Annotated in this window: 13 protein-coding genes; 2 read left to right on the plus strand and 11 right to left on the minus strand. The window is 52.2% G+C overall.

Annotated elements, in window-relative coordinates; all coding sequences use genetic code 11:
- The first annotated feature begins 6 nt into the window (after nt 1-6).
- Together HBA55_RS08900 and HBA55_RS08905 are read left to right on the plus strand one after the other, a co-directional pair.
- The gene (locus tag HBA55_RS08900; protein WP_166989625.1) at nt 7-1,203 is read left to right on the plus strand and encodes an efflux RND transporter periplasmic adaptor subunit; all 1,197 of its coding nucleotides are present in this window, start codon (nt 7-9) and stop codon (nt 1,201-1,203) included.
- Nucleotides 1,200-4,325, plus strand: coding sequence for an efflux RND transporter permease subunit (locus HBA55_RS08905; RefSeq protein ID WP_166989627.1), 3,126 nt, complete (start codon nt 1,200-1,202; stop codon nt 4,323-4,325). Before HBA55_RS08900 ends, HBA55_RS08905 begins: the two co-directional genes overlap by 4 nt.
- Here HBA55_RS08905 and rfbD read toward each other — a convergent pair.
- The 11 genes from rfbD to HBA55_RS08960 all read right to left on the minus strand — a co-directional run bounded on the left by rfbD (nt 4,285) and on the right by HBA55_RS08960 (nt 17,163).
- Nucleotides 4,285-5,289 carry a dTDP-4-dehydrorhamnose reductase gene (gene rfbD, locus HBA55_RS08910; RefSeq protein WP_166989629.1) on the minus strand — a complete coding sequence of 335 codons (1,005 nt, stop codon included), beginning with the start codon at nt 5,287-5,289 and terminating at the stop codon, nt 4,285-4,287. The two genes, HBA55_RS08905 and rfbD, sit on opposite strands and share 41 nt — an antisense overlap.
- Complete coding sequence (gene rfbC, locus HBA55_RS08915; protein ID WP_166989631.1) at nt 5,282-5,839, minus strand: dTDP-4-dehydrorhamnose 3,5-epimerase; 558 nt, start codon at nt 5,837-5,839, stop codon at nt 5,282-5,284. Before rfbC ends, rfbD begins: the two co-directional genes overlap by 8 nt.
- 16 nt (nt 5,840-5,855) lie before the next feature.
- Nucleotides 5,856-6,719 carry a glucose-1-phosphate thymidylyltransferase RfbA gene (gene rfbA, locus HBA55_RS08920; RefSeq protein WP_166989633.1) on the minus strand — a complete coding sequence of 288 codons (864 nt, stop codon included), beginning with the start codon at nt 6,717-6,719 and terminating at the stop codon, nt 5,856-5,858.
- A gap of 2 nt (nt 6,720-6,721) precedes the next feature.
- Nucleotides 6,722-7,804, minus strand: a complete 1,083-nt coding sequence (rfbB, locus tag HBA55_RS08925; protein WP_166989635.1) for a dTDP-glucose 4,6-dehydratase — start codon at nt 7,802-7,804, stop codon at nt 6,722-6,724.
- Nucleotides 7,805-7,807: 3 nt separating this feature from the next.
- On the minus strand, nt 7,808-9,007 hold the full coding sequence (locus HBA55_RS08930; protein WP_338109382.1) for a hypothetical protein: 1,200 nt from the start codon (nt 9,005-9,007) through the stop codon (nt 7,808-7,810).
- 71 nt (nt 9,008-9,078) lie between these two features.
- The gene (locus tag HBA55_RS08935; RefSeq protein ID WP_166989639.1) at nt 9,079-10,140 is read right to left on the minus strand and encodes a glycosyltransferase; all 1,062 of its coding nucleotides are present in this window, start codon (nt 10,138-10,140) and stop codon (nt 9,079-9,081) included.
- A 20-nt stretch (nt 10,141-10,160) separates the two neighbouring features.
- Nucleotides 10,161-11,045 carry a DUF6492 family protein gene (locus tag HBA55_RS08940; RefSeq protein WP_166989640.1) on the minus strand — a complete coding sequence of 295 codons (885 nt, stop codon included), beginning with the start codon at nt 11,043-11,045 and terminating at the stop codon, nt 10,161-10,163.
- Nucleotides 11,046-11,364: 319 nt separating this feature from the next.
- Nucleotides 11,365-13,371, minus strand: coding sequence for a response regulator (locus HBA55_RS08945; RefSeq protein ID WP_166989642.1), 2,007 nt, complete (start codon nt 13,369-13,371; stop codon nt 11,365-11,367).
- The gene (locus HBA55_RS08950) at nt 13,368-13,955 is read right to left on the minus strand and encodes a heme NO-binding domain-containing protein (RefSeq protein ID WP_206019679.1); all 588 of its coding nucleotides are present in this window, start codon (nt 13,953-13,955) and stop codon (nt 13,368-13,370) included. Before HBA55_RS08950 ends, HBA55_RS08945 begins: the two co-directional genes overlap by 4 nt.
- Nucleotides 13,955-15,373 carry a sigma-54-dependent transcriptional regulator gene (locus HBA55_RS08955; RefSeq protein WP_166989644.1) on the minus strand — a complete coding sequence of 473 codons (1,419 nt, stop codon included), beginning with the start codon at nt 15,371-15,373 and terminating at the stop codon, nt 13,955-13,957. Before HBA55_RS08955 ends, HBA55_RS08950 begins: the two co-directional genes overlap by 1 nt.
- 224 nt (nt 15,374-15,597) lie before the next feature.
- Nucleotides 15,598-17,163, minus strand: coding sequence for a WecB/TagA/CpsF family glycosyltransferase (locus tag HBA55_RS08960; RefSeq protein WP_166989646.1), 1,566 nt, complete (start codon nt 17,161-17,163; stop codon nt 15,598-15,600).
- Between the last annotated feature and the right edge of the window lie 11 nt (nt 17,164-17,174).

A 17,174-nucleotide genomic window follows, 5' to 3' on the forward strand; every position in this document is an offset into this window, starting at 1 on the left:
GAGCTTATGCAAACCCGAGCGCCACAATTGATTAAAGCTGTTGCTGTACTGGCCGTGTTCGTGGTCATTGCTTTTGTGATCTCCATGAACAAACCGGAGGTCAAGCGCAAGACGGACAGGGCTCGGCCGGTTCTCAATGTGGACAGTCAGGTCATCACGCCCCAGCGTTTTCAGGTGGAAATCCGCAGTTTTGGTACCGTGCAACCCCGCACTCAGACCTTGCTGGTGGCGCAGGTCAGTGGGCAGATCGTTGAAGTAAACCCAAGCTTTCGCGATGGTGGCTTCTTTAATAAAGACGATATATTGATCCGCATCGACGACCGGGATTACCAGGCAGCCGTTAAAGTTGCCGAAGCCGCCCTGCTGCAGGCCAAAGTATCCCTGGAAGAAGAAAAAGCCCGCGCCGTTCAGGCTGAACGCGATTGGCAGCGGTTGGGCGACGGCTCGCCGGCGCCAGCTTTGGTGCTGCGCAAACCACAACTGGCGGCCGCTGAAGCTCAACTGATTTCCGCCCAGGCCAACTTCGATAAGGCCCGTCTGGACCTGGAACGTACCCGTATCCGCGCCCCCTATGATGGCCGCGTAAAAACCATTCGAGTGGACCTGGGCCAGTTTGTTAACAGCAGCGCACAGTTGGCGGACGTGTTTGCCACCGACGTGGTGGAAATCCGATTGCCCTTGAAGAACAGTGAGCTGGAACTGGTTAACCTGCCGGAAAACTTCCGAGGCAAAACGCTGAGCGAAGCGGATTACCCCAATGCCACTATTGTCAGCGAGCTGGGCCAGCGCCAGGAGTGGTCCGCACAGATCGTTCGCACCGAAGCCGCGCTGGATGAAAACAGCCATCAACTCTACGTCGTGGCACAGATTAAAGATCCCTTCGCCGTGCAACAGAGCAATAAGGCGCCACTGAAAATCGGACAGTATGTGACCGCCAAAATCGAAGGTAAAAGAGTGGAGCAGGCTCTGGTGGTGCCGACAAGCAGTCTCTACCAGGGCAGCTTTGTCTATGTCATCAAGGATGGCCTGCTGCAAAGACGCGAAGTCAGTCTGCAGTTCCAAACGCCCGAACACTCGGTGTTACTCAGCGGGATCGAGGGGGGCGAGGTTCTGGTGACCTCTCCCTTGGGCCAGGTATCGAGTGGCACAGCGGTCAATGACGGCACCCAGGCCATGGCCACCCGCGCGGAGACCCAACCATGATCGCCTGGTTTGCCCGCAACGACGTCGCCGCCAACCTGTTGATGGCAACCCTGCTGCTGCTCGGGATTATGTCGTTGCAACTGCGTATTCCGCTGGAGGTATTCCCCACCTTTGGTGCCGATACGATCAGCGTCTCTGTGTCACTGCGAGGGTCCACTCCTGAAGAGGCCGAGCAGTCGGTAGCGATTCGCATCGAAGAAGCCGTACAGGACCTGGAGGGCATTGAAAAAATCAGCAGTCGCTCTACTGAAGGCAACGCCCGTGTCACCATTGAGGTGGACACCGGTTACGACCCCCGCGAGCTGCTCAACGATGTCAAAACCCGGGTCGACGCTATCAACACCTTTCCGGCAGAAGCGGAAAAACCCGTTATCAGCCTTGCCATTCGTACCCGTGAAGTGATCGATGTTTCCGTCTCCGGCCCGTTCAGCGAAAAGGAAATCCGCCAGCAGGCTGAGCGGGTGCGGGATGATCTGCTGCAGATTCCCGGCATCACCCAACTCTCTCTGGACGATGTGCGGGATTACGAAATCTCCATTGAGGTCTCCCAGGACCGGCTGCGCCAATACAACCTGCGCCTGGCCGATGTAGCTGCAGCCATCCAGAGCAGCTCACTCGATCTTTCAGCCGGCAATGTCAAAACCCGCGGTGGTGAAGTATTGATTCGCCTGAAAGGCCAGGCCTACGACCGCCCCCAATTTGAAAGCATTGTGGTTGCCACTGACCGCGATGGCAGCATCGTGCGCCTGGGCGATATCGCCATCGTGCGCGACGCCTTTACCGAAGATCCCATGCAAACCCGCTTTAACGGACAGCCCGCCGCCATGATTGAAGTCTTCCGGGTGGGTGACCAAAGTGCGATCGACGTTGCCGACAAGGTCAAAGCCTATATCGCCAGTCAGCAGGATCGCCTTCCCGTGGGCATGGAATTGTCCACCTGGCGCGACCGCTCCAAAATCGTAAAAGCCCGCCTGCAAACCCTGACCAGTAGTGCGATCCAAGGTGGTATTCTGGTGCTGGCTCTGCTCACCCTGTTCCTGCGCCCATCGGTGGCGCTATGGGTCTTTATCGGCATACCCGTGAGTTTTACCGGCGCCTTTCTGGTGATGCCAATGTTCGATATCAGCCTCAATCTGATGAGCCTGTTTGGCTTTATTCTGGTGCTGGGTATCGTCGTGGATGATGCCATTGTCACGGGGGAAAACGTCTACCGGCACTTGGAAAACGCCGAGTCGGGAGAACACGCGGCCATTGTCGGCACCCGCGAGGTTGCGGCCCCGGTCACCTTCGGCGTGCTCACTACCGTCGTCGCTTTTCTGCCCATGACCATGATCGACGGTCCCCGTTCGATTCTATTTCAGCAGCTGGCCGTGGTTATCATTCCCATCCTGCTGTTTTCGCTGATCGAATCCAAGTTTGTACTGCCGGCGCATCTCAAGCACATTAACATCAGCAAAGCACGCAATGCCAATGCCTTTTCCCGTTGGCAGCAGTCTTTTGCCAAAGGTTTTGAACGCGGTATTCTGCGTTATTACCAACCTCTGTTAAAACACGCCCTCGCCCACCGCTACACCACATTGGCGGTCTTCCTGGGTGTCTTTATTGTACTCATGACGTTGGTTACCAGTGGCTGGACCCGTTTTGTTTTCTTCCCTCGTATTCCGTCTGAGACCATCAGCGTTACTTTGACGATGCCCGCCGGCACACCATTTGAAGTCACTGATCGCCACATCGAGCACATTACCCAACAGGCCATGAAGCTGCAGCAAAGATACCGCAATGATGCCGACGGCGAGTCGGTGATCATGAACGTCTACTCCACCACTGGCAGTGGTGGCCGCGGTCGCAAGAGCAGTAACTACGGCCGGGTCCGCTTTGAGATCACGCCGCCGGAGCTGCGTGACAACCCTGTCAGCAACCGGGAATTGGTCACCGAATGGCGAAAACTGGTGGGCACCATTCCGGGCGCAGAAGAACTCGCCTTCCGCTCCGAAATTATGCACGGCGGCAACCCGGTGAATATCCAACTGGGTGGCAATCACTTTACCGAGTTGCGCATCGTCGCCGACAAAGTGAAAGAGCGCCTGGCCACCCACCAGGGCATATACGACATCATTGACAGCATGTCCACGGGTAAAGAAGAACTGCGCCTGCAACTCAAACCCGAAGCCTACGCCCTGGGCATCAGCGAATCCGACGTAGTGCGGCAGGTACGCGAAGCGTTTTACGGTTACGAAGCCCAACGCATTCAGCGCGGTCGCGAAGATGTGAGAGTCATGGTGCGCTTCCCGCGGGAAGAACGGCAAGCCATTGCCAACCTGCAGGACTTCCGCATCACCACCGCAGACGGGCGCAGTGTACCGGTGGCGCAAGTTGTCGAGCTGGTCCCGGGCAAAAGCCCCACCGCCATCTATCGCAATGACCTCAAGCGCACGCTCAGCGTCGAAGCTGAAATCGACAAGGGCAGCGTTAATATGGCGCTGGTCAACGATGATATGCGAGGCTTTCTCGACGAGCTCCTGATTCAGTATCCCGGCGTCAGCTACAGCCTGGAAGGCGAAGCCAAAGAGCAGGCGGACTCCTTCCGCAGTCTGGCCTATGGTTTGATCTTTGTGCTCTTCGCCATTTACACCCTGCTGGCGATTCCGTTTAAGTCTTATGCACAGCCGTTACTGGTGATGTCCGTTATTCCCTTCGGCACCATTGGGGCCTTTATCGGGCACTGGATCATGGGCATCCCCATGACCCTGTTCAGCATACTCGGCATGTTGGCGTTGATTGGTGTGTTGGTGAATGACAGCCTGGTATTGGTGGACTTTATCAATCAGCAACGTCGCCAGCACGGTGTGCCGGTTCTGGATGCGGTGTTAAAAGCGGGAGCTGCGCGCTTCCGCCCTGTGATGCTGACCTCACTGACGACGTTTTTTGGTCTCGTGCCGCTGTTGTTTGAGCAGAGCACTCAAGCTCAATTTTTGATCCCAATGGCGGTGTCACTGGCATTTGGGATTATTTTCGCAACCTTTATTACGCTGCTTTTGGTACCGGTAAATTACCTGACCGCCTATGAACTGCGTGAATGGTTCAGAGGCCGGAAGTTGGAGTTTCATACTGAGGAAGCCTAAGTGCCTGTGGCTGGGACAGTAAGCGACATGACGACTCTGCGACGTGCTCAGATAGTGAGCTGCCTGGTAACATAAGCCTGCTGCTGAGCATTGCTCTGAGCTCATCGCACCAGCTGACAGTGTGTATCTTGGGATATACTGATTCGATCTTGCTGCAATCAAGTACCGAATTCAATGGCCGCCTGGCTGCGACGGGATATTGATTGGACGAGATAGGCACGAGCGCTGGCGGTGCTGGCACCACCCCAATTCGAGCCGCTTCAGCAAAAATGGCTTTGCCAAACTGATACCACGAACAAGCTCCCTTGCCACTGTAGTGATATAACCCCCAGCGCAGAGTTCCATGGGCGAAGTACTGTTCTGCCAAATAAATGATTACCGCTGCGATATTAGCGGCAGGGGTCGGGCAGCCCTTCTGGTCCGAAACGATACGCAATGTTTTGTTGTTGGCCCCCAGGCGCAACATCGTCTTTACGAAGTTGTTTCCATTCGCACCGAATACCCAAGAGGTCCGCAAGATAATGTGCTTACGCAGTAAACACTGTATAGCCCTATCACCGTCCAGCTTGGTTCTCCCGTAGACATTGATAGGATTGCTGTAATCTGTCTCCTGGTAGGCACAGGTTTTTTCGCCGTCAAACACGTAATCCGTGGACAGGTGAAACAGTGGGATCGACAAGGCATTACAGGCCCTGGCCATAGCCGCTGCCGCATGGTGATTAATTCGATCCGCTAGCTTTCGCTCCGACTCGGCCTTATCCACCGCCGTGTAGGCGGCGACGTTAATCACTAAGTGAGGCTTGCAAGCAATAATTGCTGTGCTTATGTCTTCCGTCTTGGTCAAATCCAACTGCTCTCGATTTGGCAAAATCATATCAATCTGACGGTTCATAAAACCCTGTAAACATTCGATACCCACTTGACCGGATACACCCAACATCAGCACTCTTTTCTTCTCAGTCATCCGCCTGGCCTCCAGGTTCAACGAATTGCATTAACGTAGGCGCTTTAGCGTCCTTAGGCGATAAGGTTGGTTTGACGACAGGCCAGTCCACACCGACCAATGGGTCATCCCAAGCCACACTGCCTTCGTCAGAAGGGTCATAGTAATCTGTGCACTTGTATTCGAAATCTGCCACATCAGAAACGACCACAAAGCCATGAGCATAACCCGGAGGCACCCAGAACTGACGTTTGTTGGCCTCACTGAGGAAGACACCTTCATACTGCCCAAAAGTGCTCGATTGAGGGTTAATATCAACGGCGACGTCATAGACCTCGCCGGTTACCACCCTTACCAATTTCCCCTGAGGTCTGGACTTTTGAAAGTGCAGTCCCCGCAAGACGCCCGATGTGGAGCGGGAATGATTGTCCTGCACAAAAGGCTGATCGATTCCTACTAAGTCCCGGTAACGCTCAACCTGAAAAGACTCCACGAAAAATCCACGCTCGTCACCAAATACCTGCGGCTCGATAATAGTGACCCCAGGCAGTTTTGTTTTGATAATTTCCATAGTCAGTCGCTCCTGATCAATGCACCAGACTCTCCAGATAGACACCATACCCACATTGGACCAACGGCTTCGCCAGAGCACGAAGCTGCTCATCACCAACCCACCCCATGCGCCAGGCAACCTCCTCCGGGCAAGCTACCTTCAGGCTCTGGCAGTGTTCTATGGTTTGAATAAACTGTCCGGCTTCCAACAACGATTCGTGGGTCCCCGTATCCAGCCACGTCATGCCGCGCCCCATCACTTGCACCTGCAATTGCCCCCGTTCTAGATAGATATTGTTAAGGTCAGTGATTTCAATCTCGCCCCTACTGGAGGGCTTGAGTGAGCGGGCAAGATCAACGACAGCGTTGTCGTAAAAATACAGTCCGGTAGCCGCGTAGCGACTTCTCGGTTTGGTGGGCTTTTCCTCCAGACTGATAGCGGATCCAGAAGCATCGAACTCGACGACACCGAAGCGTTCCGGGTCTTTGACTGGGTGCGCGAAAATGCTGGCGCCGTGAGTTTGACTCGCGGCCCGTTTCAAAAGCTCAGACAGGTTTTGACCATAAAACAGGTTATCACCCAAAATCAGGGCGCAGTTGTCGTTTCCTATAAACGGCTCACCGATAATAAACGCCTGTGCCAGCCCTTCCGGACGTTGCTGTACAGCGTACTCAATACTAATGCCCCACTGACTGCCACTGCCTAACAGCTGTTCAAATCGACAGGTATCCTGTGGAGTGGAAATTACCAGTATCTCTCGTATCCCGGCCAACATCAGTGTGGTCAGTGGGTAATAGATCATGGGCTTGTCATGTACCGGCAGAAGCTGCTTGCTCACCGCCAAAGTGACAGGATGAAGTCGAGTTCCGCTGCCGCCGGCCAGAATAATACCTTTCATAATTATGCGCTCCTCTGTAGAGGCAGGTCTTGCCATTGAATCGTTAGATAGCTGCCATCACGCACTCTTCGGCACCAGGCTTCATTGTTCAGATACCAAAGAACCGTGTCACGAATACCGCTCTCAAAGCTCCTTTTTGGCGCCCAACCGAGTTCTCGTTCGATCTTTGAAGCGTCAATAGCATAGCGTTGATCGTGTCCGGGCCGGTCAGGCACGTGAACCATTAAGTCCTTGTAATTTCTCACTCCCGACGTTTTTTCAGGGACAAGCACTTCCAGGACTTCACAGATCTTTGCAATAACATCAATGTTTCTTTTCTCACAGCTGCCACCAATATTGTAGGTCTGGCCCACTTTTCCCTGGAAAATAGCGGCCAAGAGTCCACCAACATGATCATCCACATGCAACCAATCCCGAATCTGGCTGCCATCGCCATAAATCTTCAGCGGTTTGCCTTGCAGCGCATTCAGAATAGTCAGAGGTATCAATTTCTCTGGAAACTGAAAAGGACCATAGTTGTTTGAACAGTGCGTGATAACGATCGGCAGTCGGTAGGTTCGGTACCAGGCGTAAACAAGATGATCAGAAGCCGCCTTTGATGCGGAATAAGGCGAACTTGGGTGGTACGTGGACTGCTCGCTAAACAGGGCGGAACTCCCTGATCCAAGGTCTCCAAAGACTTCGTCGGTCGATACATGATGAAAACGGAAAATTTCCCGCTGTTTCTGAGACAACTGACAATAGTAACGACGACTCGCCTCCAGCAGGGTACAGGTTCCTGCAATATTGGTTTCGATAAAAGTGTGTGGCTCATCGATAGACCGATCAACGTGCGACTCCGCTGCCAGATGCATCACGACATCTGGCTGGTGCTGGAGGAATACGCGCTCAAGCTCGCGTGCATTGCAGACATCAACCCGTTCAAAACAGTATCTATCGTGCGCGGACACCGATTTGAGAGAGTCAAGATTGCCAGCATAGGTAAGCTTATCGACGTTAACAACGCAGTGATCGGTATGATGTATCAGGTGACGAACCAATGCAGACCCAATAAATCCAGCACCACCGGTAACCAATAATTTCATTGTCTAGTTCCTTCCAAGCAGATGTAATGAGGCTAGTGCGAATCCCGTAGAGGCCAAGGTAATACCTTGTGCGTAGGCCAGCCCGGGATTAAGCACCAGGTTAAATGCGAGGGCTGTGAGCCACATAAAGATCCCCCAAAGCAGCGGGTGAATTCGGCCGTTTTGTTCAACATGCCGCATATTGGCCATCCACAACCGTCGCCAAATTTTGAAGTGCATAAACAAATAGAGTGCGGCACCCATCACCCCATATTTATAAAGCGTGCCTACCAGACCGATATCATCAGGATAAAAATAGGGAGCAACAATATCCTGATACGTGGCTCCATAGGCATTATCCTCTCCCGCACCAAAGAGTGGATGCATGGGAATCTTCTGAAATGCCAATCCGAAGGCCTTGGAGCGAATCGCTCCACCATCGGACCCCAGAAAAACGTCAAGCATGACTTGAAAGCCGATGGGAAGCAGAAGAATAACCAAAGGGCACAACACCACCATTAAAGGCAAACGGGTTTTAGACGAAAAAAATATAGGATACAACACAATGGAAAACAGCATTGTGGCCAGAGTGGACCGGAACATCACAATGGACCAGATATAAACAGCAATAGCTAATATGGAGCACGAGATTACCCAGGATAAAGGCCCTCTCGCCTGCCCCAGTGAAATCAAAGCGGCCATTAGAGCTACCATGATTGCGAACAGTGGGGGCTTTAAACGAAAACCTCTCCATTCATCATAGGTAACGAGATTGCTGAGCGTATGGTCCGTAGAGAAAAACAGCGATTTCAGGTCTAGGGTAAAATAGAAAAATAGGTAATTCAGCATTAACGCAATCAGGGTAAATTGAATAATCCTCTCCGCGACACTCAGTGGTAAGCCAGATCGACAAAGCAGAAATATTCCCGGGCCTACAAATGCCAACAAGAACTCTCTGGCAGAGAAGAAGCTGTATAACGGATTGCCACCATAATTCAGGTAAAATGCCAACGAGCTGACGACCATAATGCCTAGGATCAGGCAGACCGGCCGTACAAACCAAGCCAGCCAAGTACGGAGATCAAGCTGAAACAGAGCCCTCCAGGTACCAAGCAGAAACAACCCCAGTGCAGAGGCAATCCCCAGCTCCTGCAATCGATTGGCGAGGTAGTAACGTCCTCCCTGACAGCCTGCAAAAATTGCGATGAAAATCAAGGCACACACCAGCGGCTGGATATTCAGGGGGCTGCTCTGCCTGGCCTTTGAGTCAATGCCCTGCAGCGGTTGAACCAGCATCAGTGTTCTCCTGAGCCAAAACTGCGGACGTTAGCGTGCTTTGCCAACAACACTGAACAGACTATTCGAGCGTTTTTGTATTGCCTCCTTAAAAGTCGTTTTCCGACCTCTGCCCAGCTGCTCAGATAGCACCAAATCATGCTGCCTGGATAGTAACGGCGCATAAACAGGTGCTTGCTGCGAAACACGTGATAGTCCGCAATCAGAGAAGGGGTTCGTCTCTGCCAGGTAGGCGAGCCAATAGAGCCTCCCTCACGATGGTAAACATGCGCATCTTTTGCAACACAGCGCTGGCAGTAGTTGCCCGCACGCGTAAACCAGTCAATCTCCTCGTAGTACAAGAAGTAGTTTTCATTTAACAATCCCACCTCCTCCAGGAGACAGCGAGGCATCATCCATGAACAGCCGCTGATGTAATCAATTTCGTTCTCAGCAGCCTTACAGTCGCCTATATCCTGCTCTTTTTTGAACCGCCCTGCAGACTGCATAGCGACACCGGTGCGTTTATTGAACCGATTACCGCCAATCGCTTGAATGGTTTCAGGCTGATCGAAGAAATGGATAATAGAACCACAAGCCGAGGGCGCCTTTTCCGCCGCTAAACGCTTTTGCATGTTGGCCAGACAATCCGGATCAATGATCGTGTCATTATTCAGAAGCCAAATGTGCGTCATGTCTTCTTGGGCAAGCGCGAAGCGTATACCGACGTTGTTGCCTCCGGCAAAGCCGAGATTGGCTTCGTTGTCAATAATGACAAGAGAGGCACCCTCGTCACTTGCTCCCGCTGAGTTCACCTCTGTGGCCGTCAACTGTGAATATGCAATAGGTCGAGAGCAATGCCCCACCAAACGGCGCAGCCTCGGGTGTTTCGGGGATGGCGCCGCGATTTCCCCCCGCGCCCAAGCGGCAATTGAGGACAAACTGGTGTCTGTGGACTGATTATCGCAGACAACAACCCGAAAACGCGCCGCTCTGGAAAGGAAAACCGATTCCAAGCACGCTATCGTGTCCCCCCAACTGTTCCAGTTCAGTATCACCACATACGTGCAATTGCTCGACATATTCGCCACCTTCGTTTTGTTCAAGAAACAGCTGCCAATTGATTGCGAACCAACCTCATTAGGAGATTGACTTCCTTGTCATCGAGACCGATATTGGACTGCAGTAAAACAGCTTGAGGGGACCGTTCGTAGTTAAAGTCTTTCAAGAACGAATTGGCCTCATCGCCAAACCATAGACAATGACAGAGATCATCCGCATTAGCGAAATGTCCGGAGTTTGGCAAGCCCAATATCCGCTCGACAAATACCCCATAGAGCGTGTATTCGGATACGGTCAGCCGACGACCGACCGATTCGAACCAGGGCCGCTGGGTACCTTCCTGGATATGCTCCTTGAGTTTAATCAGATTGCTGCGCCGCCAGGTGGCCAGAGGCCCGATATAGTCAAAGTCGCCCACTTCGACATCCAACCCCAGGAGTTCTGCGGCTCCACGGTGCCACTGACAATGCATGTCATCGGGATTTGTCATGGGCTTGCGGTGCAATCGTAGTGCTCCGTTTTGGAAAAATCTGCCAATTTGCAGCGGCGTAATAAATTCGATATCCGAATCAACAAACACAATGTGTTCGCAATCAGTCACTGCGTCTGCACTCAGTTTTGTGAGTTGTTGCATGATCCACCCCCTGACAGGCCATAAGGTGTGGTCCAGCCACCACTTTTTGAACAGAGGTAAATGGAAAAAGCGCGCCGGCAGAACATCCTGTGCACTGACGACTTCGCGACTTTCAGAGCGCAACGGTGAGAATAGTTTACGATCCCGATTTGGAACAACGAGAAACTGTCTGACGTGTTTACCGGCAAATGCATCGATACTTGAGCACAATCGAGAACAGCGGTCAAAGTCCGGCCCATAAGAACAGATCATCAGGGCCAATTGATTGTTGGTTTTGCTAGAGCTGAACATTGTATACCTCCAGTCTTTGCCAAAGCATTTATTAACGTTACTGCAGCATTTGTACCAATCTCTCAAAGACCCCCAAGCACTTCTGTGGCCCACTATTCCAAAGGGCTCTGGCGACAAAAGATGAAAAAGACAAATCCTGAACCGGCTTTTACGCTCGGGGAGGCAAAGTGGCTCCAGCTATGCAATGCAAATTGCAAATAGGGCGGGGAATCGTTTCCGAGATTGGGATTGTGACGCCGCAATGCCTCAAGACCTTGCGATCTTAAGATCAGAACAAGATATTATCGTTTGATCTCAGGCGAACACCTGAAGAAAGAAATCAGAAATTTGAGAGCTCAGCCTTTAACGCGAGCATTCCCCTGTTAAGCTTTTGCCCGGTTTCAGCAACAAAATCCGAGCTGCTACCGACGGGCGTATTGGCTTGCGCCTCGATGACATTGAGGGCGTCCGCCACCTCAGGCAAGCCAAAGCTGCGACAGGTACTGGCCAATGTGTGTGCCTCTCGCACCACATCATTATTGTTCGATGCCAGTTGCAAAGTCCGCCACCGACGATCAGCCTCATCACAAAACTTCAAAATAATGGATGATAGACGTTCTCTACCAATCTGTTTGAGCAGGTTACCTAACACCTCCCTGTCTAATCGAACAGGCTCTTGTATAACGGCCTGCTCATCTGCGAATAATTGCTCATCCTTACCCTTTCTGAGCAGCCAGGTTTCCAGTGTTGACAACAGTTTCTCTCGCTCGATTGGTTTGGTTAGATAACCACGCATGCCACACGCCCGGCTCTTTTCCTGCTCTACCGAGCTCGCATAGGCGCTCAAGGCCACGACCGGGATGTCCTGCCCCCCCTCATCTGCACAAATTCTCCGCGTTGCTTCGAAGCCATCGATTCCAGGCATGCTGATGTCCATCAACACCAAATCGAAGTCCTCGCCAACCGCCAGCTCAACTGCCTGTTCACCCGAATTGGCCGTGGCCACCGAAACGCCCAGATCTTCCAACAACATGGTACCCAGCATCAGATTGATGTCATTGTCATCGACCAACAGAACCCGCCCACGAAACAGGATTTCCTGATCAACCACAGGCGTGGCCTCATAGTAGGCTGACAGGGTTTTAGCGACAGCCTTAAACGGCAATTCAATCCAGAAGGAGGACCCGGATCCCGCTTTGGAAATAACGCCAATCTGGCCTAACATGGAATCAATATTTCGCTTTGCAATGTCGAGTCCCAGGCCAGTCCCTTGATGATCAATGCCGGGTAGACCTGACTCCAAAGTCGAAAATGGTTGAAAGACGCTCTGTTGGTCTTTCTCGTTAATACCGATACCCGTGTCATTGACCTCAAATCTCAGCGTATGATCCGACAGCTGGGCTTTACTGACCAACAGTGAAACTTCCCCGGCTTCTGTAAATTTGATAGCGTTGATCATCAGATTCAATAATGTCTGCCGCAGACGAGTGGCATCGCCAAGGTAGGTAGCCGCAAGTCCTTGACCGATATCACAGCGGAGTTCCAGGCCTTTTTCCAATGCTCTGGCACGAACAATATCCGTTACCGAGGTGACTAATTCCCTCAAATCAAACTCTATATTTTCAGGCGGCGAGTAGGCAGACTCCAACTTGGAAATATCCAATACATAATTAATCACCTGCATCAGGTTGGCGGATGACTTACTGGCCAGATCCAAAAGCTCCTTGGCTCGCCCCGATAGATCCTGCTCCTTAATCAGAGATAGTGCTGAAACGACGCCATTGAGTGGAGTGCGCATTTCATGACTCATCTGGGCAAAAAATGCGTTCTTGACCGCCTGAGCTGACTCTGCTTCCTCCTTCGCTCGCTTTAACTGATCGTTCAGTGCTTCCAGGTCCTCAACCATTTGTTTTTCCGTGGTCATATAGAACAATTGATCAAACTGAACGTCTTGTGCTGAGAAGTCGTTAAGCCCCAACTTCAAGTCCGGACGATGGTTAAGCAGCCAGGACAGCCACGGAGCCCCACAGAACACCAGATATTGCTCATTCTCCCAGGTTTTTTGAATCATTTGCCCACGGATAGCGAAGCTTTGATCTCGGGCAACAAACAGGAACAGCGAGTTCAAATGCTTGGAGACGGATTCGTAATTTTGCAGTGCTCGCGGCCTGACAGGATCGAGCAGTTCTGTCAATTTTGGCGCTTCGGTGATATCCGGCAAGTGTCGAATCAGAGTGTCGCTGCTATGAACAATTGTGAGCTCGCGATTCAGAACCATCACGACCGAGAATAACCGCTGCAATGTTCCCAGACCTGGTGTATCACCAAGACTGTTGCTGGCTGTCATTTTACGCTGACCTCGAAGATTGCGTGCGTACCCTGAGCTACATCCTCGGACTGCTTGTTGTGATAGAGCAACTCACAGTCGAAACGTTTCGCTAGTCCATTAAATAATCCCACGACAAAGGGAACCAAGCCCTCTCGCTGACTGATATAGTGTATGCGATAGCGATTCTCTCCCACATCCTCCACTTCAAATTCGGGAGGGACGTAGTTTAAGAACGTACCCGTAATGCGATCGTGCAGAGCATTCAAGTTTCTGAGGAACTCCACCATATCCCTTCCCGACGCATCCATTAATGGCCCATAGGACTTTGTCGCAGTTTCCAGAACCCAATACTCTCCGAACATTTCCAGACAGGTTTCAATCGGCGCACCCAAGACCTCGGCAGCAGCACCGGCCAGTTGGTAAGTAATGCTGTCGTCGTAGCTACGCATGGTCAGGAAAGAATCGTCAGGAACTCCAGACCTTTCGAGAATCTGTTGCCATTTTTCATCGCCGTAGTTTTGGCGGATCATGCTTTGCAAGGCGTTGTTAATTAGACCGTACACTTTTTCGTCCTTATCTGAGTTGACGTTGGATTTGAGCATCAGGCTTGGCGTTTCTTCCAGGATTGCAGCTTCCGGTACACCGTTGAAGGAGCCACCTCCAGTAGTCCAGCGGCCTGATTGACACTACCACCGCAAACTTCAATGGCAGCCTCAATGGCATTTTTCTCCGTCAACCAAAGCGGTTCTACTTGTTGGCGCCGCTGCACATGTGGCACAGCGCCCTCACTGATATGCTGGTGGGCATTCTCGGACCCGGTGGCTCCAGTCGCGGGAACATCTATCTGTCCCGAAGTAACAGAGGTCGGCAGCATGGATAGTTCAACGCTATCGCCTTCGCTGAGCACTACCACCTGATGCATGGCATTTTGCAACTGCCGTACGTTGCCGGGCCAGGGATAACGGCGAATCGCTTCTTCCGCGGCAACGCTAAAACCCTCAAAGGATTTTGCTTCTCTGTTGTTAAACAGTGCCAGAAAATGGTTTGCAATCAGCAGAACGTCTTCGCCGCGTTCACGCAGGGGAGGCATTCGCACTGGCACCACATGAAGACGGTAAAACAGGTCTTCACGGAACCGCCCTTCTCGAACTTCTACCAGTGGGTCTCGATTAGTTGCGCAGACAAAGCGCAAATCGACTTTCTCCAAAGTGTTACTGCCTACCTTTCGGAAGGTACCTGTCTGGATAAACCGCAATAGTTTTTTCTGCAGCTCAAGATTCATTTCACAGATTTCGTCGAGAAACAACGTGCCTCCGTTGGCGACACTGACGGCGCCCTCGCGACTGCTACTGGCCCCGGTAAACGCACCTTTCACATGACCGAACAGCTCACTCTCCATTAACTCGCCCGGTATGGCTCCACAGTTAATGGCAACAAACTCCTTGTTATGGCGTCTGCTGTGTTGATGGATCGCTTCCGCAGCCAGCTCTTTGCCAGTACCGCTCTCCCCCACAATAAACCCCGTAGCATCACTACTGGCAAGAGATTCGATGGTTTTGTATACGGACTGCATCGCCGGAGACTTGCCGATAAAGCTGCCGAAATGATCGCGCTGCAAACTCGCCAGCTCGCTGACTCGCTTGCCAAGCCGCAGTTGCGAGGCCGCATTGTTCAGTGTGACTTTCAAGCGTGCGGCGTCAAAAGGCTTGGTCAGAAAATCAATCGCCCCCAGCTGTATGGCTTCCACGGCCATGTCGGTGGTGCCGTGGGCAGTCATAACAATTATCTTTGTTGGTTTGTCCGAGGCCTGTGCGTCCGCGAGAAAGTCCATACCACTGCCATCAGGTAATTCAATATCCAGAAGCACAATGTCGGGCTGATACGCTGCCAGTGCGGTATGAGCTGCGGCCAGCGTCTCGACCGATACGATGTCATAGTTGGTTCCGTCCAGATACGCCTTATAGACCTCAGTCAACGAGGAACTGTCCTCAATCATCAGGACCTTCAGTATTGAATTCATCAGCTCATACCTCCTGCAGCGATCATTTTCCCAACGCGATGGACTTAGATAGTCAAAAATTGTACCAACTCGTTGCAAAATGAAATGCAACCCATTAGAAATTCGTAATCCATTGATTTTACTGTGAAAATCACCTAGAACTCTTTTTTTCCAGCCCGGAATTTCTAACTTTAAGCTTAGACCATAATTGCAGTTTGCAACGTATTTTGCGTTGCTCTATGCATTCAATGTGCGTCACAGATGGCACTAAAGAGACCTTGATCGCTTAGAAAATGCTCGGGAGAACCCAGTCCGGCCATCCGGAACATCTGCATCACCCCGACACGAGCGCCACTGAAGAGCACTCGCCCCGGCTGGCCAGGCTCGCTGCACAGAAACGGCTTAAGAGCGACAATTGCGGAGCTTTCCAATAGAGAGACGTTGCGAAGGTCAACGATGCAGTCTCGATCCCGAGCAGTCTGAGACAGACACTCAACGAACCCCATATGAGACAAATCCTTTTCTGTGACCTTGCCCCCCAGGAAAATCAAGGCGCTGTCTTTCATCACGAAACTGCGGCAGGAGAAGCGAGCACCACAGCTGGCACCGTGACTGCCTAAAGCCTCCAGCGTGTCTCCCTCTTCGGTCTGCAGCGCATCCAGTACCCGAGTCCTGCATAAGTCTCGTCGAAGACCGGCAGGAATACCCAATAACAGCAAATTGTGGTCTTCTCGCTGTTGCAGTTCCGCCAGGGAAAGCAGAGCCTGGTGCCCTGACATCTGCACCTTTTTGACGGCACTGAAATCCAGCAGTCGCAGTGTCGTATCGCTGGGCTGCGCAATGATGCTCTCTACCAGCGCTACGAGGTACTGGCGTGTTACCAGGGGCGGCAATCTGAGTACGTCTAGAGACTGGTCTCTGGCTGACCAGATCGAACGCCAACGCAATGATTCCGGAGTGGCAACTCGCCTGCCCGCAAAAGCCATCATCTCCGATACCCTGGCCACAAGCAGAGGAGCCGTCAGCAGGCCGAGTTTAATCAACCCCTTAGCGTAGCGAGCCCAAAGTCTTGCGGGGTCTTGGGTGATACGAAAAGCCCATTCCAAATTAAGCCGCTGCAGCCAGAGCGGTGCTCGCTTTATGTTCCCCGTAATAAATTCGAATGTACCGCCAACACCTATCGTAACCGGAACCTGCAACTTATTGCGGTTGCGATTGAACCAAAGCTCCTGCTTGGGATTACCAAGACCAACCAAGAGAATGTCGGCGCGGGACTGATTGATTAAATCCGCAATTACCGCGTCGTCTTCTACACAGTTCGCCAACTCAGGACCGTGCGTGTGAATAAAGGGCGCCGCAACCCCAGCGATCCGTAACCCGGGATACCAGCCCTTCAGTTTGTCAGCAGCTGCCTCGGCGACTCCACCACTGCCTCCTAACAGGAATATTGACAACCCTTCTCGAGCGGCGCGCGCAGCCAGGCCAGGCACCAGATCGGAACCACAGACCCTCTGACGCAGGGGCTTGCCTACAATACTGCTTAGCCAGAGGATCGGGAAGCCGTCCGCAGTCACCAGATCAGCATCCCGAAGCACACTGAGTAACTCTGGGTGACGCGCCCGAGAAAAGCGCGTACCCAGACAATTGACGAGAAAGTCTACGTTCAGCGTTGATACCAGTCGTGACCTGCCTCCTCGCGTCTTCGCCATTTCTGTGATTTTGGCAATTGCATCTTCCAGGGTAAGATCGTCCACCGGAATACCCAATGAACTCACACAATCGCGCTGAGGGTTGTGAATTAAAGTACTCATGTCGTTAAACC

The organism is Pseudomaricurvus alkylphenolicus (genome assembly GCF_011683955.1).
Lineage (GTDB): Bacteria > Pseudomonadota > Gammaproteobacteria > Pseudomonadales > Cellvibrionaceae > Pseudomaricurvus > Pseudomaricurvus alkylphenolicus.